Genomic DNA, 17,576 nt, shown 5'->3' with positions numbered 1-17,576 from the left:
AGGCGCCGATTATTCCGCCACGTAGGGCACGACCCGCCACAGACGCAGATTGTGCTTGATGCGGCCGGCTTCAGTGCCAGCCTTCTGGCCGTGGCCGACATAGAGATCGGCGCGGATATTGCCCTTGATGGCGCCGCCCGTATCCAGGCCGGACACCATGCGTTGATAGACCGGGAAGGCGCCGCTCAGGTTGCCGGCATCGGCGTCGACCCAGAACAGGTCGCCCAGGTCGTGATAGGCTGGGTCGAGCGCGATCGCCGAGCCTGGCGGCAGGGGCAGGCCGGCGGCGCCCAGCGGCTCGGTCTGGTCCGGCTGGATGGCGAAGAAGCCATAGCGTGGATTGGCGTTCATGACGTCGGTGGCTTCCGGGCCGCGATGATCGGCCAGCCATTGGTGGATATTGTCGCCCGAGGTTTGGTTGGCCGTCAGGTAGCCGCGTTGCACCATCACCTTGGCGATGCCGACGAAGGTCAGCCCGTTATCGGCGGCATAGGCGGCATAGACGCGTTTGCCGTCGGGGGTGTCGAGAAAGGCCGAGCCCTGCAGCTGCATGTAGAAATAGTCTTCCGGCCGCATGTAGTAGGATGTCGTGACCGGCATCAGTTCGATATCGGCGCGGGCATAATAGGGCACGTATTTGTCGCCGACCTTGCGCGCGGCCACTTTGGCGGCGGTTTGCGACGGCGTCATTTGCGACCCGGCGACATAGACCAGGTCGGCCGGGCGTGGCCGCACGGGCTGCGAGAATTCGGTGGTTTGGCTATAGGAAGCGTCATAGTCGGGGACGAAATAGCCGGTCAGGGTCCCCTGCCCGTCGATTTTCTCGATTTGCAGGTGGGCGTTGAGGAAGGCCTTGATCTGTTCGGGCGACTCGAAATCCTCTGCGGCCATGGCGGCGCAGACATCGGCATATTGCCGGCCATGCTTGTAGATGCAGGTGGCGCGCAGGGCTTCGATGGCGATGAAGGGGTCGGTGGCGTCCCAGCCCGGCAGGTTGGCCAGGCGTTTGCCTTCCGGCACGGGCGTGGGCAGATAGACCGGCGGCGTTACGGGCGGTGTCGGTGTGACGACAGGGGGCGTGACCGGCGGGGTCACCACCGGTGGAGTCACGGGCCTCTCGGCGCAGGCAGCGACCAGAAGGGTCAGGGCAAGGCCCAAGAGTACTCGGAGCTTCATGCTTTCGCCGCCTCTACTTTCGTCAGCAGCCAGGGGCTGTTCTGGGTACGCAGGCCTTTTTGGAAGGTCCAGTATTCGGCGGTGCGCTTATAGGTCTTGTGCGGCTTGGGCGCGTCCTTGTCCTTGGTCAGGGTGACGGGGACGCCGGACGGTGTGATGTCAGTTTCTTTCGGCGCCAGGGTTTCGCCCATGACCTCTGCCGTGGGCGCGCTTTCGTAGGCCAGTTCGGACAGGAAGCGGACGCGGATCTGGGCGACATCATCCTGGAAGTCGATGACGTCGAGGTCGGCCTTGGGGGCGTCGACGAAACTGACCGTATTCTCGGGGGCTTTGTCGCGGCCGGCGACAGCTTTGGCGAAGCTGGAGAAGACTTTTTCCGACAGCTTGTCTTTGATGCCGTCGATCTCGCCTTTGTGGAAGGCGATGACGACCTGTTCGTAGGTTTCGCGGGCTTTTTCGAGGAAGTTGATTTCGTTGAAATTGCTGTCGCGGGTTTTGAGCGCTTCGAGATTCGGCATGCGCGATTCCGCCGGTTTGTCGACGCGGGGCGTCAGCTCCAGTTCGTCCGGGCGGGCGCCGGCGGGCTTTTCTTCCGCGCGGAAGCCGACCTTCTTTCCCAGCACGTTATAGAGCTGGAACAGGATGACGACGGCAACGACGGCAAAAATGCCCAGGGCAATCATATTCGGCACGAGGTATCTCTTTATGACCGGCTTAAAAGCCTGTGTATCACGACTATATAGGATTAGTTTTGGTTCAGGGGAACTCTTCGTTTGATTGCTTAAAATTTTCTTATCTGTTAGCAGCGTTTCCACACACGCCGGGAGCCGTATTTCCGGTGACAAATTCGGAGCTAAGTTAATGTCTGATATGCCCGCCGAGACCGGCGCACCTGAGCAAGCCGTGCCGAACATGCAGGTTCTGGCGCAATTCATCCGCGATTTTTCGTTTGAAAATCCGCGTGCGCCCAACAGTCTGCGCATGGACGCGCGTCCGGAAGTCGATCTGGGCGTCGAGATGAGCGCCAAGGGCCGCACGGATGGTTTGTTCGAGGTCGATTTGAAGTTGACGGTCAAGGCGGCGACGCCGGAAGGTCCGATGTTCGCGATCGAGCTGGTTTACGGCGGATTGTTCCAGCTGGGCAATATTCCCGAGGCGATGGTCGAGCCGACCTTGCTGGTCGAGTGCCCGCGTTATCTCTTCCCGTTCGCCCGCCGCATCATTGCCGATGTGTCGGCTGACGGTGGTTTCACGCCGCCCTTCTTCCTGGATCCGATCGATTTCGGGACCTTGTATATGCAGCAGAAGGCGAACGCGTTGGCGCAGCAGAGTGCACAAGGTCAGGCATAGTGGAGTATCGGGGTTTGGGGCCTGAGGCCCCAAGCCTTCCCTTTTCCTGACTAAGCCTGGCCCAAAGGGCCAAGGCTAAGTCAGGAAGAAGAAAGATGTGGGGTCGCGGACCCCACGCCCCGTCACTTCCACAATGTCTTGTCCTTGAGATACTTCTCCACAAACGCCTGGTGCGCCGCCGCCTCCCCCGCCGTAATCCTGGGCGCCAAAGCCCTCGGCCGCGGACCATAACTGGAATGGCCAGCCATCTGGATCGCTTCGGCCCGCGCCCCCACCATCTCCAGGTCGAGCCCCCGCTCCTTCCCGCCCAGCAATTCCAAATAGACACTGGCCAGCAAACGCGCATCGATCAAGGCGCCGTGCAAATCCCGCTCAGCCAGGGAAATATTGAACCTCTTGCACAGAGCGTCCAACGAATTGGCGCTGCCCGGGAACTTCAACCGGGCGATCTCCAGCGTATCGATCCACTGCTCCGTCGGCGGCCCCATCCGGTTGTGCCGCTCGTACTCCATATTGATGAAGCCGCGGTCGAACGCCGCATTGTGCGCGATAATCTTCCGATCCCCAATAAAGTCGGTCAGCTCGTCGCAAATATGCGAAAACAACGGCTTGCCGCGCACCATCTCATTGGTAATGCCGTGAATGCGAATGGCATCCGCCTCGATCTCACGCTCAGGGTCGATAAACCGGTGAAACGTCTTGCCCGTCGGCAACAGATCCTCGATCTCGATGCAGCCCACTTCGATCAGGCGATGCCCGCGCTTGTGGTCAATGCCGGTGGTTTCGGTGTCGAGGACGATTTCTGTGGCCACAAGCGCTTTCCAAAAAGTGTACCGCACTTTTTGGATTAAAAAGCGCGTTAACTAACACCCCCCTTAATTGATGAACGCTAGGTGATTTGTAAAGAGGCGATCAACGCCCTCACCTCTGCCCGGCACGCCTCGAGACTCTGCGACGTGTCGATGACGAAATCCGCCCGCTTGCGCTTCTCTTCATCGCTCATCTGCCGCGCCAGGATCGCCTCGAACTTCTCAGCCGTCATGCCCGGCCGCGCCATCACCCGCTGCCGCTGCACATCCGCCGGCGCGCTGACCACCAACACCTTGTCCAGCAAGGCCTCGGCGCCAGTCTCATACAACAGCGGAATGTCGGTCACGACCAAAGGCGCGTCGAAATGCTCGGCGATAAAATCCCTCCGGTCGCCAACCACCAAAGGATGCACAATCGCATTGAGCGTCTCAAAACCCTCCGGCCGCATTTTCAGCGCCGCCGACAACTTGACGCGGTCGACAACCCCGTCCGTCAGCACATCGCCGAACGCCTGGCGCAACCGCGTCTTGGCCACATCCGACGTCGCATACAGCCGATGCACCGACTCATCGGCATCCCACACCGGCACGCCTTCGTCGCGGAACATGCCGGCGATGGTCGATTTCCCCATGCCGATCGAGCCGGTCAGCCCCAGCCGGATCATGCCTTTTCCCCGAGATAGCCGAGCGCCAAACCGCGGATATCGAAGCCACCAAACGGCAAAACACCATAAAACGCCTCAAATGAGGGCCGGGCCTGCTCGATCAGCATCTGCAAACCGTCGACGATCCCCAGGCCGCGCGCCTCGGCCGCCTGCAACCACGCGGTTTTGAGCGGCCGGTAGGTCATGTCCATGACGGTCGCCGTATCGGGCAGGGCGTCGAACAAGGGCAGGGGTCCGCCCGAAGCCGCATTGATCACCGCCACGGCGCCGGCAAAGGCCCGGTCGACCTGGGTCAAATCATAGGCGGTAACCCCGGTTTTGAAGGTAAAAACCAGCTCTTCGGCGCGGGCCAGCGTCCGGTTGACGATCCGCACGTCCGTGCAACCGGCGTCCAGCATGGCGGCGACCGCGGCGCGCGACGCTCCGCCTGCGCCCATGATCACCACCGGGCCGGCCGACAGGTCGCATTTCGGCGCCTGGAGCTCGAACGCGCGGGTCAGACCGTAGCCGTCTGTGCTTTGGGCGTGGACATAGCCCTCCTCGTCAAACGTCAGGAGATTGGCCGAGCCGCACGACTTGGCACTGTCGGCTATGGTATCGGCCATGGCCAGGGCCTGGGCTTTGAACGGCGCCGTGACGTTGAGGCCTTTGATGCCGTTTGAGCGGCACGACAGGATCAGGCGGTCGAAATCGTGTTCGTCCTTGGGCGAGAAGGCGGCATAGACGCCGTTCAGGCCCAAATTGCGCAGCCAGGCCGTATGCAGGAACGGACTCAGGCTGTGGTGGACCGGCTGGCCGACAATGGCAGCGACCATGGCGGCGCCGGTGGGTAGAGTGTCTTTCATGCGGTCACGACGTCCAATTGGCGGAATTTAGCGAGGAGGGGGAGGAGGGGCAGGCCCAGCACGGTGAAATAGTCGCCGCGGATGGCGTCGAACAGGTGGATGCCGGCGCCTTCCAGTTGGTAGCAGCCGACGCTGCTGAGGATGGTTTCGCCGGTTTGTTCGAGATAGGTGTCGATGAAGTGGTCGCTGAGGGGCCGAACGGACATTTCGGCGGTTTCGACGTGGGACCAGACAAGGTAGCCGTTTTCGGCCAGGGCCATGGCGGAGTGAAGGTAGTGGGTTTTGCCGCTCATGCGTTTGAGGAGGGCGCGGGCTTCTTTCAGGTCGCGCGACTTGCTGATCAGGTCTTTTTCGAGTTGCAGGACCTGGTCGGCGCCGATGACGAGGCCGTGGTGGCGGGTGGCGACGTGCATGGCCTTGGCTTCGGCCAGGCGCAGCGCAACGGATTTCGGGCTGTGGCCGCGGGCCAGGCAGTCGTCCTTGATGCCGTCCTCGTCGAGATGGGCGGGGATTTTGTCGAAGGTCAGGCCGGTTTGGCTGAGGAGCTGGGAACGGGCGGCGGATTGGGAGGCGAGGATGAGGCGGGTCATAGTCTCAAAGGGATAAGGATTGCAGGGGCGGGGGCCCCTGCACCCCATAACATGTCAGTGTTTAAGCGACTTATATAATAAAAAGTCTGGGCTCGAAGGGCCCAAACTTTTTATTATAAGCCATTTAATCGCTGTATCGTATCGGGGTGCAGGGGCCCCCGCCCCTGCAACTTAAACCTTGGACTATATCCCGCCCAGCCTCCCCGTCCGCTTCTCATTCAACAAGCTGATAATCGTCGCCGACGTCTCCTCGATCGACCTCCGCGTCACATCGATCACCGGCCACCCCTTGCGCTCGAACAATCGCCTGGCCCGGATAATCTCCTCACGCACCGCCTCCTGGTCCGTATAGGAACTCGGCCGGTCGTCATTCAACGTCAATAACCGGTTCTTGCGGATCGAAATCAGCCGCTCCGGCGACGCGATCAATCCTACGATCAACGGGATATTCATCGACTCCAGATCCTCCGGCGGATCACGCCCCGGCACCAACGGAATATTGGCCGCCTTGATCCCCCGGTGCGCCAGGTAAATACAGGTCGGCGTCTTCGATGTCCGCGACACCCCGACCAACACCACATCCGCCTGCCGCAACTTGTCCGCCGCCGCCCCGTCATCATGCGCAATGGCATAATTCAAAGCCTCGATGCGCTCGAAATACTCGTTGTCGAGATTGTGCTGCGCCCCGACCCGCTTCGATACCGCCGCCCCCAAATGCCGCGAAAACGCCACCACCAACGGATCCAATACCCCGATCGCCGGTATATCCAACTCCCGGCACCGGCTCTCCAAAGCATTGCGCAAATCCATATCGACCATGGTGTGCAACACAATCCCCGGGAAACTCTCGATCTCCACCAAGGCCCGCTCCAACTGCTTCTCCGAGCGGATCAACACGTAAATATGCTCGATCGGCAAAATGCCCTCGAACCGCGCCGCCGCCGCCTTGGCCAAAGCGTTCAAGGTCTCACCGGTCGAATCCGAAACCAGGTGAACGTGGAAATAGGTGCCGATTTTCAAGGGTGCGAGAGACATAAGAGACTCATATAAGAAAGAGAAAGGGAAGGCGAGGGGCCTCGGGCCCCTCGACCCCGTAAATAAAGTTGTGACTCGAATCGGTGGAAAACTACGCACAGTTTGTGGGCACACGGCCAAAATCACCCAAGCCGCCGAAGCGCCTGTGCACGGCGGTTGACAAGTTGGCCATTTATCCCGGAATCGCGCCTATGGTTAACAATGTATAAACGTGTGACGGTTTTGTGTGCGTATCTTAACACTTTATTAACCCTTCACAGGCCATCGCTCAAAGGGTTAAGAAAGTCTTAAGGAAAAATAAAGATTTGGTTAATTATGCGCCTTTCCCACAGCCTGTGGACGGCGGTTATCCCGATCGCGCCGGACTGTGAAAAAACGGTGAGTCCTGACAAATCTGCGACGATTTTGCGCAGGATTCGACCTACTAAAACCTCTTCAAACCCTTTCTTTTTTTAAAAGAGTAAGCCAAGAGGTATGCGCTCGTTTAACCCTGGCCCAACCCGGATTGACTCATGACCACCACTCAGCCATCGCTATTATCGGTTCTCGGCGGTCAAACGCTTCCGGTACCCCCAGTATGGTTTATGCGTCAGGCCGGGCGCTACCTGCCGGAATACCGTGAACTACGCGCCTCCACCTCAGGCTTTGTCGACTTCTGCCTTAACCCTGAAAAAGCTGCCGAAGCGACTCTGCAACCCATTCGCCGCTTCGGCTTCGACGCCGCCATCCTGTTCTCCGACATCCTCATGATCCCACTCGCTCTGGGGCAAGACCTGACCTTTGCCGCCGGCGAAGGCCCAGTCCTCGGAGACCTGCCAAACAAAGATGCCATGCGGGAAAAGGCGGCCCATGCCGGCGAAGCCCTTAAGAACGTTGGCGAAACCCTGCAACGCGTCAAAGCCGAGCTCGGACCCGAAACCACGCTGATCGGTTTTTGCGGCGGGCCCTGGACCGTCCTCACCTATATGCTCAACGGCCGCAAAGCCCACGATCGCAGCCTCATCCGCGCCTTCGTCTATGACGATTACGCCAACGTGCTGGACCTGATCGATATCGTTATCGAAGCCTCGGCGCAGTATCTCCTGATGCAAGCGCAATCGGGGGCGCAAGTCCTGAAGATATTCGAAAGCTGGGCCGAAGGCTTTCCCGATCCCTATTTCGACTCCCTGATCATCCAACCCCATCTCCGCCTGGTCAAACGCGTGCGCGAACTGGGCGTGACCCTGCCGATCATCGGCTTCCCCCGCGGCGCCGAAGCCCGCTGCCACGACTATCTCGACCAGGTGCCCGTCGACGCCCTGGCGCTCGGGACGGCCACACCGTTGAAGCTCGGCGTCGAATTACAGGCCAGGACGGCCATTCAAGGCGCCCTGGACCCTGTCGTACTGCGTTCGGGCGGCCCGGCCCTCGACGAAGCCGTAGATCGCCTGCGCGGGGCCTGGGGGCAGGGGCCGTACATCTTCAATCTTGGCCATGGCATCTTCCCCGACACGCCGATCGAGCACGTCGAGCAGGCCTTGCGGCGGATCCGGGCATGACCCAGCCTTCTCCAAAACGCCTGGCGGTCGTCCTGTTCAATCTCGGCGGGCCCCTGGGTCAGGCGGACGTCAAAGGATTTCTCTATAACCTCTTCGCTGATCCTTATATTATAAGCCTGCCGTGGGGTTTGCGTCAGGGCGTCGCCAAGCTGATTTCCACCCGACGCGAGAAGCCGGCGCAGAAGAACTATGCCTATATGGGTGGTGGCTCGCCGATCCTGAAAGAAACCCAGGCCCAAGCCTTTGCCCTGCAAAGCGACATCAATGCCAAGCTCGCCGGCGCCGACGTCCGTGTCTTTATCGGCATGCGCTACTGGCATCCCTTTATCGAAGAGACCGTGGCCGATATCGATGCCTGGTGTCCGGACGAGATCGTGTTGTTGCCGCTCTATCCGCAATTTTCCAGCACCACGACCCTGTCGTCGTTCGAGGCCTTTACCAAGGCCTATAAGGGTTCGGCGCCGGTCAATGCCGTCTGTTGCTATTCCGACAACGCCAACTTCATTGCCGCCCATGCCCAATCGGTGACGGACAAGCTGAAGGCTGTGAAGAATCCGGGTGATTACCGTCTGTTGTTTTCGGCCCATGGCTTGCCGGAAAGCATTATCAAGAAGGGCGATCCCTATCAGGAGCAGGTTGAAACCTGCGTCGCCAGGATCATGGCGACCGTCGGCGATCATGACCATGTCGTCTGTTATCAAAGCCGGGTCGGGCCGATGAAATGGATCGGTCCGTCGACGGACGAGACGATCAAGCAGGCTGGCCGCGACGGCAAATCGGTGATCTTGGTGCCGATCGCCTTTGTGTCCGAGCATATCGAGACCCTGGTCGAGCTGGATATCGAATATGCCCATCTGGCAAAGGAAAATGGGGTAGGGGACTATATCCGCGTGCCGGCTCTGGGGACAAATCCCGGGTTTATTTCGGCCTTGAGCGATGAGATATTGAAAGTGGCCGGTTCGGCCGGTGTGGTGGTCGGTGATCATGATTGCGCGGCCTGTCACAGCTATTGCCCAAAGCGGAGGCGCGCATGAATTGGTATGATTTAGTTCGCGGCTTGCATATTCTGGCGGTGATCGCCTGGATGGCCGGGTTGTTGTACCTGCCGCGCTTGTTTGTCTATCACGTCAAAAATGCTGAGGTTCCGGCGGTGACGGACGTCTTCAAGGTGATGGAGCGCAATCTGTTGCGGGTGATTATGAACCCGGCGATGATTGTCGCCTGGGTCATGGGTTTGACCTTGTTATATATGCGCTTTCACAGCCACTGGGCGTCGTTGTTGAGCGCCTGGATCGTCGTCAAGCTGTTGGGTGTGGTCTTGATGACGATCTATCATCATTTCCTGGCGGTGCGCTTCAAGAAGATGCAGGCCGGCGAGATTGTCGGGAAGGAAAAGTTCTGGCGCATGATCAACGAAGTGCCGTTTGTCCTGGCCATCATCATGGTGTTGTCTGTGACGTTGGAGTATGGATCACGGTAATCTTACGGGGTCTGGGGTCTGTGGCCCCAGGTCTTCCCTGTTCTTTTCTTGCCTCGGCCCTTTGGGCCAGGGCAAGAAAAGAAGAAGCAAGGATGTGGGGTCGCAGACCCCACGCCCCGTAAATTCACTTGATTCCAGCCACCAATACGCTATCTAACACCTGACTGCTCGAACCACTCTCGAGCCCAAGGGCGCCACGTTCTGTGGAAAAGCCTCATCAAACACATCGATATTTTAGCCTTTTCAATACGTTACGTGAAAACGGCTAGGGGACATTCAATACGCTTCAGCGGGCCATTCGCCCGCCACAAGCCTCTGCGTCCCGCCTGAATATAAGAAAGACCTCCCCATGAGCGACGACAGCAATAACGAACTCACCGAAAAAGAACTGGTCGAAGCCGGTCAAGTCACCGACGATAACGACAACGAACTTGAAGGCGATGAGGGCGACGATACCGTCGAAGGCCCGCTGTCCGGCCAAAAAATGTCCCTGCAAACCCTGAAGGACAAAACCCCCACCGACCTCCTGACCTTTGCCGAATCGCTGGGCGTCGAAAACGCCAGCAATATGCGCAAACAAGACATGATGTTCGCCATCCTGAAAGCCCTCGCCGAAGACGGCGTCGAAATCAGCGGCTCGGGCGTCATCGAAGTCCTCCAGGACGGTTTCGGCTTCCTGCGCTCGCCCGAAGCCAACTACCTCCCGGGCCCCGACGACATCTATGTCAGCCCCCTGCAAATCCGCCGCTACGGCCTGCGCACCGGCGACACCGTCGAAGGACCGATCCGTAGCCCGCGCGAAGGCGAACGCTATTTCGCCCTCCTCAAGACTCAGGCGATCAATTTCGAAGACCCGGAAAACATCCGCCATAAGGTCCACTTCGATAACCTGACCCCCCTCTATCCCGACCAACGCCTGTGGATGGAGATCGAAGATCCCACCCTCAAAGACCGCTCCGGCCGCATCATCGATATCGTCGCCCCGCTCGGCAAAGGCCAACGCTGCCTGATCGTCGCCCCGCCGCGCGTCGGCAAGACCGTCATGCTGCAAAACATCGCCAAATCGGTCGCCGCCAACCACCCCGACTGCTACCTGATCGTTCTCCTTATCGACGAACGCCCGGAAGAAGTCACCGACATGCAACGCACCGTCCGCGGTGAAGTCATCTCCTCGACCTTCGACGAACCGGCCACCCGCCACGTGCAAGTCGCTGAAATGGTTATCGAAAAGGCCAAACGCCTGGTCGAACACAAACGCGACGTCGTCATCCTGCTCGACTCGATCACCCGCCTCGGCCGCGCCTACAACACCGTCGTGCCGTCCTCCGGCAAGGTCCTGACCGGTGGTGTCGACGCCAACGCCCTGCAACGCCCGAAACGCTTCTTCGGCGCCGCCCGTAATATCGAAGAAGGCGGCTCGCTGACCATCATCGCCACTGCCCTGATCGATACCGGTTCGCGCATGGACGAAGTCATCTTCGAAGAATTCAAAGGCACCGGCAACTCGGAAATCGTCCTCGATCGCAAGGTCGCCGACAAACGCGTCTTCCCGGCCATGGACGTCCTCAAGTCCGGCACCCGCAAGGAAGAATTGCTCACCGACAAGTCGAACCTGCAAAAGACCTACGTCCTGCGCCGGATCCTCAACCCTATGGGCGCCCAGGATGCCATCGAGTTCCTCAGCGACAAACTCCGCCAGACGAAGAACAACGCCGAATTCTTCCAAAGCATGAACACCTAAGCGAAAACCCCTTATGCCTCCCTGCATTTATGCGGGGAGGGGGACCGCACGACGCCGCCTCTTTGCGGCTAGATGCGGTGGGGGGTGTCCTGCCGTTTCACGCGTCTTGTCAATCAGCCATGACAGGCTCATATCTGATTGGAATCATTTAGGAGTCGAACATGAAAGTATCGGTCGATGTCGAATGCACCCCGGCGGAAGCACGGGCCTTTCTCGGTCTCCCCGACGTCGAACCCTTGAACGCTTTCATGGTCGAGCAGATGCGCAAACGCGTCGAGACCAATATCCACTCCATGCAGCCCGAAGAGATCATGAAATCGTGGTCCAGCGTCGGCGTTCACGCCCAGGACCAATTCATGAAGCTGATGCAATCGGCCGCCCAGGCGACGATGAATCCGTTCAATTCAGGCAAGCCCGACCATAAGTAAGGAGTGTTTCACGTGAAACACACCATTTTCGCCCTGGCCAGTGCCCAGGGCCGGGCAGGGGTGTCGATCATCCGGCTGTCAGGCGACCGGGCTCTCGCAACCGTCCAAACCCTGATCGACAAACATCTCAAACCCCGCGTCGCCACCTATACCCCGCTCATCTACAAGAAAGAGCTGATCGACGAAGCCGTCGTCCTCTGGTTCAAGGCCCCCCACAGCTTCACCGGCGAAGACTGCGTCGAACTGCACGTCCACGGTTCAAAAGCGGTTCTCGATCGCCTCTATACCCTCCTGACCGAACTCGGCCTGCGCCTCGCCGAACCCGGTGAATTCTCCCGCCGCGCCCTCGAACACGGTAAACTCGACCTCACACAGGCCGAAGCCATCGCCGACCTGGTCGACGCTGAATCCGATGCCCAGCGCCAGCAGGCCCTGACTCAACTCGGCGGAGGCCTGAAACAACACTACGAAGCCTGGCGTTCCGACCTGATTGATGTCCTGGCGCGCATCGAAGTCTATATCGACTTCCCCGACGAAGACCTGCCGGCGGAACTGACAGATACCATTCTCGCCCGCATCCGCGCCGTCGAACAGGCCCTGACCACTGCCATCGCCGATTCCAACCGCGGCCGCCAAATCCGCGAAGGCTATCGCATCGTCATCCTCGGCGAGCCCAATGCCGGCAAATCAAGCCTGTTCAATGCCCTGCTGAAGGCCGAAGCCGCCATCGTAACCCCGATCGCCGGCACCACACGTGACGTTATCGAAGCCCAACTCCGCATCGGGCCCTATTCCGTCCTGCTCTACGACACCGCCGGCCTACGCGACACCGACGAGGTCGTCGAGGCCGAGGGCATCCGCCGCGCCCGCGCCAAGGCCGAAGAAGCCGATCTGCGCCTCTGGGTCATCGACGCCACGGCGCCGGCCTTGCCCGATGATTTCCGCGCCGGCGATCTGATGGTCTTCAACAAGATCGACGAAGCCGGCGAAGAGGAGAGGGCGGCCGTCACGCGCTTGCGTGTTTCACGTGAAACATCGGTGTTTGCCGTCAGCGTCGCCAATGATGTTGGCATCGCCGATCTGGTCCAAACCATCGAAACCACGGTGAGCGAGCAACTCTCCGTCCGCACCTTTCCCGCGGCTACCCGCCAACGCCATATCGAGCGTCTGACCGAAGCCCGCGATCAATTGACCATCGCCCTGCGCTCGAACCTGTCTGTCCCCGAATTGACCGCTGAAAACATCCGCTCTGCGGTCAACAGCTTCGAAGCCCTGTTCGGCCGCTACGACGTCGAAGGCGTCCTCGACGTCATCTTCTCAAGCTTCTGCATCGGCAAATAACGGTACGAACGAGTAAACCACTTGTTCCTCCCCGCTTGCCGGGGAGGGGGACCGCACGACGCCGCGCCTTCGCGGCTAGATGCGGTGGTGGGGCGTATTAACGGAAGTCACCAGTGACAAGAATGTCCGATGGTGCGCTGTGCCAGATAGGTCAGAGACCTCCTTATGGCTCATGCCCGGCCCATCATTACCAATCGACCAGCCTTATCTTATCTGCTATAGCCAGCGCCTTCCTGTAGAGAGCTATAATGACCGAAACCCAAACCTTGTGGGATGTAATTGTTGTCGGCGGCGGCCATGCCGGCTGCGAAGCCGCGGCCGCGTCTGCGCGCATGGGCGCCAAGACCCTCCTCCTGACCCACAAATCCGCCACCCTCGGTGAAATGTCTTGCAACCCGGCCATCGGCGGCCTGGGTAAAGGCCACTTGGTCCGTGAAATCGACGCCCTTGACGGCCTAATGGGCCGCGTCGCCGACATCGGTGGCATGCAGTTCAAGGTCCTGAACAAGTCCAAGGGCCCGGCCGTCCGCGGTCCGCGCGCCCAAATCGACCGCAAACTCTACCGCGAAGCCATGCAGGCCGAGCTGTTCCAAACCCCCAACCTGACCATCATCGAAGGCGCCGCCGAAGATCTGATCGTCGATAGCGGCCATGTCACCGGCGTCATCGACGGCGAAAATACGCGTTATCTCGCTAAGGCCGTCGTCCTCACTACCGGCACATTCCTGCGCGGTATCATCCATATCGGCGAAACCCGCATCTCCGCCGGCCGCTGGGGTGACGCGCCGGCCAATGGCCTGGGCCAACGCCTTTACGATCTGAATCTCGACATGGGGCGCCTAAAGACCGGCACGCCGGCGCGCCTCGACGGCAACACCATCCATTGGGACCGCCTGGAACAACAACTGGGCGACGTTCCGATCCAGCCCTTTTCCATGCTGACGGCGTCGATCGACCGGCCGCAGATCGCCTGCGGGATCACCTATACCAACGAAAAAACCCACGCCATTATCGCCGATCGCCTCAACGAATCCGCCGTCTATGGCGGTTTCCTCGCCGGCCGCGGCCCGCGCTATTGCCCGTCGATCGAAGACAAGGTCGTCAAGTTCGCCGACAAGATCTCGCATCAGATATTCCTCGAACCCGAAGGCTATGACGACGACACCGTCTATCCCAACGGCATTTCGACCAGCGTCTCGGAAGCGACGCAAGAAGCCTTCCTGCGCACAATTGTCGGCCTCGAAGACGTCGTCATCAAGCGCTTCGGCTATGCCATCGAATACGACTATGTCGACCCCCGCGAACTGCACCCGACCCTCGAACTGAAGAATCTACCGGGCCTCTACCTGGCAGGTCAGATCAACGGCACGACCGGCTATGAAGAAGCCGGCGCCCAAGGCCTGATGGCCGGCATCAACGCCGCCGCGGCCGCCGGCGGTTATGGCCCGACGATTCTCGGCCGCGACGAAGCCTATATCGGCGTCATGATCGACGACCTGGTCACCCGCGGCGTCACCGAACCCTATCGCATGTTCACCAGCCGCGCCGAATTCCGCCTGTCGCTGCGTGCCGACAATGCCGATCAGCGCCTGACGGACAAGGGCTTGGCCATTGGTGTCGTCGGCTCCACGCGCAAGGCCGCTTGGACCGACAAGCGTGAAGCCCTGAAAGCCATCCGCGATCGGGCGGCCGCTCTCATCGCCACGCCCAAGGAAGCCCTGGACCAGGGCATCCAGGTCAATGGCGATGGCCAACGCCGCAATGTCATGCAGCTCCTGGCCTATGACAGCTGCACCCGCGGCAAGCTCGAAACCCTGTGGCCGGAAATCGCCGACTGGCCGGACACGCTCTACGAACAGGTCGAAATCGACGCCCTCTATGCCGGCTATATGGGCCGGCAAAAGGCGGAGATGGACTCGTTCCGCAAGGACGAAAACCTGAGCTTCCCGGACGATCTCGACTATATGGCCATCAATGGCCTGTCGAACGAAGCCAAGGAAAAGCTGGCGCGCATCCGCCCGCAAACCCTGGGCCAGGCGGGCCGTATCGAAGGCATGACCCAGGGCGCCCTGACGACGCTTTTGTTCTATGTTCGTAACCAGGCTAAGCGTACCGCATGAATGAGTTTATGACGCCGGAAGAGATGGCGACAAAGCTGATGTTTCACGTGAAACACGAAGCCATTGCCGACCTCAAGATCTTCCGCAATCAATTGGCCGCCCAAAATGCTGTCATGAATCTGATCGGGCCGGCCACCCTGCCGGAATTCTGGTCGCGCCACGTGCTCGACAGCGCGCAATTGCTCGACCGCCGGCCCAATGCCCGGACCTGGGCGGACCTGGGTGCCGGCGCCGGCTTTCCGGGTATCGTCCTGGCCATACTGCTCAAGCACAGCAGCATCGACCGGCCGCATGTCCACCTCATCGATTCGCTCGCCAAGCGCTGCCGTTTCCTGCAGACCGTCGTCACCGATCTCGACCTGCCGGCAACCGTCATCAATGACCGCGCCGAGAATGTCGATCTTCGCGTCGACGTCGTCACGGCGCGCGCCTGCGCCCCCATGACCAAACTGCTGGGCTTTGCCGAAGGCTTTATCGTTAATGGCGCCGATGCTTGGTTTTTAAAGGGGGAAAAGGTCGATGAGGAGCTTCAGGAAGCTGGAAAAAGCTGGCGATTTGACGTAAGTATAGGTGAGTCCATCAGCGATCCGCGCGGACGGGTGATCCATATTCAAAGGCTGCGCCGTGCTCGATAATCTCGATTCCAAGCTACGTGTCCTCGCCATCGCTAACCAAAAAGGCGGTGTCGGCAAGACGACGACGGCGATCAATCTCGGTACGGCGCTCGCGGCCATCGGGCAAAAAGTCCTGCTCATCGACCTCGATCCGCAGGGTAATGCCTCGACAGGCCTGGGTGTTGCCAAGGCCCAACGCGCCACCTCGCTCTATGATGTCATCGTCGACCAAAAGCCGATCGCCGACACGACCGTCAAAACGTCCGTACCCGGATTATCCCTCCTGCCGTCCGATCCCGACCTGTCCGGCGTCGAAATCGAACTGGGTCAGGCCGAGCGCCGCTCGTACCGTTTACGCGACGCCATCGAAGGTCTGGACCAGGATAATCCGCCCTATGACTATATCCTGATCGATTGTCCGCCGTCGCTCAACCTCCTGACGGTCAATGCCATGAGCGCGGCCGACGCGGTCATGGTGCCTCTGCAGTGTGAATTCTTCGCTCTCGAAGGTCTCAGCCAGCTGATGCGCACGATCGATCTGGTGCGCGGCAGCTTGAACCCGAAACTGAGCCTGCAGGGTATTGTCCTGACCATGTTCGACAAGCGCAATGCCCTGTCCGGCCACGTCGAAAAAGATGTTCGGTCACACTTCGGTCATCTCGTGTATGACACGGTCATACCGCGCAATGTCCGTGTCTCCGAAGCGCCGTCCTTCGGCAAGCCGGCCCTGATCTACGATATCAAATGTTCGGGCAGCCAGGCCTATATCAAGCTGGCCAAGGAGTTGGTCGCGCGCGAACGGACGCGCCGCGCCAAAGCCGCCTGATCTCATAGAAAGTCGATAAATGTCTGAAAAACAAAGAGGTTTGGGCCGCGGTCTGTCGGCGCTGTTGGGCGAACAGGATACTCATAGCCCCAAAACCGATGCGGAAAATGCCGGTGAACGCTCGGTCGAGCAGGTTCGCGGGTTGGAACAGCCGATCGAACTGTTGATGCCGAACCCCGATCAGCCGCGTCGTCTTTTCGTCGATGGCGACCTTGAGGAACTGGCCGCGTCGATCCGCGAGAAGGGCATTTTGCAGCCGATTCTGGTCCGGGCAGCACCGGGTAGGCCCGGCCGATTCCAGATCATCGCCGGCGAACGGCGCTGGCGCGCCGCCCAAAGGGCCGCCCTGCATACCGTGCCGGTCATCATCAAGGAAATGGACGACATCGAGGCGCTGGAAATCGGCATTATCGAAAACGTCCAGCGCTCCGATCTGAATCCTATCGAAGAATCAAGGGCTTACCGGGTTCTGATCGAACGTTTCGGTCGTACCCAGGACGCCCTGGCCCAAGTTGTCGGCAAATCGCGCAGCCATATCGCCAATGTCCTGCGCCTGATAAACCTGCCCGACGTCGTCCAGGACCATGTCATGCACGGCCTGCTGTCGGCCGGCCATGCCCGTGCCCTGGTCACCGCCCATCGCCCGATCGAACTGGCTCAAAAGGTCATCGACGAAGGTCTGTCGGTGCGCGAAACCGAGGCTCTGGTGCGCGATGAAGGCCTGGTGGCCAAAACGGCCAAGCCCAAGGCCAAGACACAACCCAATGCCGATACCTTGTCCCTCGAACAGGATCTTCAGGAAGCCCTCGGCCTCACGGTCAAGCTCGATGACAAGGGCGGCAAGGGCGAATTGCGCGTCAGCTACAGCACCCTGGAACAGCTTGATGAACTCTGCCGCAAGCTGATGAAATAGCCCATTCGGAGCGCCGGTTACGGAGTGTCGCTCCGAAAACCGGCCTGATCCACTCCGAATCTTTTTGCTGATGCGCTGAACACAAGGCTGCGCAACGGATTTTGT

18 protein-coding genes are annotated in these 17,576 nt (G+C 59.9%); 11 read left to right on the top strand and 7 right to left on the bottom strand.

What is annotated here, in order from left to right; genetic code table 11:
- Positions 1-9: 9 nt before the first annotated feature.
- Together AC1DX3_RS08155 and AC1DX3_RS08150 are read right to left on the bottom strand one after the other, a co-directional pair.
- Positions 10-1,176 carry an MltA domain-containing protein gene (locus AC1DX3_RS08155; protein WP_476988755.1) on the bottom strand — a complete coding sequence of 389 codons (1,167 nt, stop codon included), beginning with the start codon at positions 1,174-1,176 and terminating at the stop codon, positions 10-12.
- On the bottom strand, positions 1,173-1,859 hold the full coding sequence (locus tag AC1DX3_RS08150; RefSeq protein WP_476988962.1) for a Tim44/TimA family putative adaptor protein: 687 nt from the start codon (positions 1,857-1,859) through the stop codon (positions 1,173-1,175). Before AC1DX3_RS08150 ends, AC1DX3_RS08155 begins: the two co-directional genes overlap by 4 nt.
- A gap of 178 nt (positions 1,860-2,037) precedes the next feature.
- Here AC1DX3_RS08150 and secB point away from each other — a divergent pair, with 178 nt between their 5' ends.
- Positions 2,038-2,526 carry a protein-export chaperone SecB gene (gene secB / locus AC1DX3_RS08145; RefSeq protein ID WP_476988754.1) on the top strand — a complete coding sequence of 163 codons (489 nt, stop codon included), beginning with the start codon at positions 2,038-2,040 and terminating at the stop codon, positions 2,524-2,526.
- 122 nt (positions 2,527-2,648) lie between these two features.
- On the opposite strand, the gene dnaQ is transcribed toward secB, so the two are convergent.
- The 5 genes from dnaQ to AC1DX3_RS08120 all read right to left on the bottom strand — a co-directional run bounded on the left by dnaQ (position 2,649) and on the right by AC1DX3_RS08120 (position 6,470).
- Positions 2,649-3,338: a DNA polymerase III subunit epsilon gene (gene dnaQ / locus AC1DX3_RS08140; protein ID WP_476988753.1), complete on the bottom strand. Its 690-nt coding sequence runs from the start codon at positions 3,336-3,338 to the stop codon at positions 2,649-2,651.
- 77 nt (positions 3,339-3,415) lie between these two features.
- Positions 3,416-4,000: a dephospho-CoA kinase gene (coaE, locus tag AC1DX3_RS08135; protein WP_476988752.1), complete on the bottom strand. Its 585-nt coding sequence runs from the start codon at positions 3,998-4,000 to the stop codon at positions 3,416-3,418.
- The gene (locus AC1DX3_RS08130; protein ID WP_476988751.1) at positions 3,997-4,845 is read right to left on the bottom strand and encodes a shikimate dehydrogenase family protein; all 849 of its coding nucleotides are present in this window, start codon (positions 4,843-4,845) and stop codon (positions 3,997-3,999) included. The genes coaE and AC1DX3_RS08130 overlap by 4 nt, the downstream gene beginning before the upstream one ends.
- On the bottom strand, positions 4,842-5,435 hold the full coding sequence (locus AC1DX3_RS08125) for a Maf family protein (protein ID WP_476988750.1): 594 nt from the start codon (positions 5,433-5,435) through the stop codon (positions 4,842-4,844). The genes AC1DX3_RS08130 and AC1DX3_RS08125 overlap by 4 nt, the downstream gene beginning before the upstream one ends.
- Before the next feature lie 183 nt (positions 5,436-5,618).
- Complete coding sequence (locus AC1DX3_RS08120) at positions 5,619-6,470, bottom strand: pyruvate, water dikinase regulatory protein (RefSeq protein WP_476988749.1); 852 nt, start codon at positions 6,468-6,470, stop codon at positions 5,619-5,621.
- 512 nt (positions 6,471-6,982) lie between these two features.
- Here AC1DX3_RS08120 and hemE point away from each other — a divergent pair.
- The 10 genes from hemE to AC1DX3_RS08070 all read left to right on the top strand — a co-directional run bounded on the left by hemE (position 6,983) and on the right by AC1DX3_RS08070 (position 17,471).
- Positions 6,983-8,008 (top strand): uroporphyrinogen decarboxylase, encoded by a 1,026-nt coding sequence (hemE, locus tag AC1DX3_RS08115; protein WP_476988748.1) that lies wholly within the window; start codon positions 6,983-6,985, stop codon positions 8,006-8,008.
- Positions 8,005-9,042, top strand: coding sequence for a ferrochelatase (gene hemH, locus AC1DX3_RS08110; protein WP_476988747.1), 1,038 nt, complete (start codon positions 8,005-8,007; stop codon positions 9,040-9,042). The genes hemE and hemH overlap by 4 nt, the downstream gene beginning before the upstream one ends.
- Positions 9,039-9,488: a CopD family protein gene (locus AC1DX3_RS08105; protein WP_476988746.1), complete on the top strand. Its 450-nt coding sequence runs from the start codon at positions 9,039-9,041 to the stop codon at positions 9,486-9,488. The genes hemH and AC1DX3_RS08105 overlap by 4 nt, the downstream gene beginning before the upstream one ends.
- A 349-nt stretch (positions 9,489-9,837) precedes the next feature.
- The gene (gene rho, locus AC1DX3_RS08100; RefSeq protein WP_476988745.1) at positions 9,838-11,229 is read left to right on the top strand and encodes a transcription termination factor Rho; all 1,392 of its coding nucleotides are present in this window, start codon (positions 9,838-9,840) and stop codon (positions 11,227-11,229) included.
- A gap of 161 nt (positions 11,230-11,390) precedes the next feature.
- Positions 11,391-11,657, top strand: coding sequence for a DUF6489 family protein (locus AC1DX3_RS08095; RefSeq protein WP_476988744.1), 267 nt, complete (start codon positions 11,391-11,393; stop codon positions 11,655-11,657).
- Positions 11,658-11,669: 12 nt separating this feature from the next.
- Positions 11,670-12,998, top strand: a complete 1,329-nt coding sequence (mnmE, locus tag AC1DX3_RS08090; protein WP_476988743.1) for a tRNA uridine-5-carboxymethylaminomethyl(34) synthesis GTPase MnmE — start codon at positions 11,670-11,672, stop codon at positions 12,996-12,998.
- A gap of 248 nt (positions 12,999-13,246) precedes the next feature.
- The gene (gene mnmG, locus AC1DX3_RS08085) at positions 13,247-15,118 is read left to right on the top strand and encodes a tRNA uridine-5-carboxymethylaminomethyl(34) synthesis enzyme MnmG (protein ID WP_476988742.1); all 1,872 of its coding nucleotides are present in this window, start codon (positions 13,247-13,249) and stop codon (positions 15,116-15,118) included.
- An 8-nt stretch (positions 15,119-15,126) separates the two neighbouring features.
- Positions 15,127-15,753 carry a 16S rRNA (guanine(527)-N(7))-methyltransferase RsmG gene (rsmG, locus tag AC1DX3_RS08080; RefSeq protein WP_476988961.1) on the top strand — a complete coding sequence of 209 codons (627 nt, stop codon included), beginning with the start codon at positions 15,127-15,129 and terminating at the stop codon, positions 15,751-15,753.
- Positions 15,743-16,558, top strand: coding sequence for a ParA family protein (locus tag AC1DX3_RS08075; RefSeq protein ID WP_476988741.1), 816 nt, complete (start codon positions 15,743-15,745; stop codon positions 16,556-16,558). Before rsmG ends, AC1DX3_RS08075 begins: the two co-directional genes overlap by 11 nt.
- A gap of 19 nt (positions 16,559-16,577) precedes the next feature.
- Positions 16,578-17,471: a ParB/RepB/Spo0J family partition protein gene (locus AC1DX3_RS08070; protein ID WP_476988740.1), complete on the top strand. Its 894-nt coding sequence runs from the start codon at positions 16,578-16,580 to the stop codon at positions 17,469-17,471.
- The last annotated feature ends 105 nt before the right edge of the window (positions 17,472-17,576 follow it).

The sequence above is a fragment of the Asticcacaulis sp. P2_B1 genome (genome assembly GCF_056404915.1).
The sequence above is the reverse complement of the archived record's forward strand: the minus strand, read 5'-3'. Positions and strand labels throughout refer to the sequence as shown.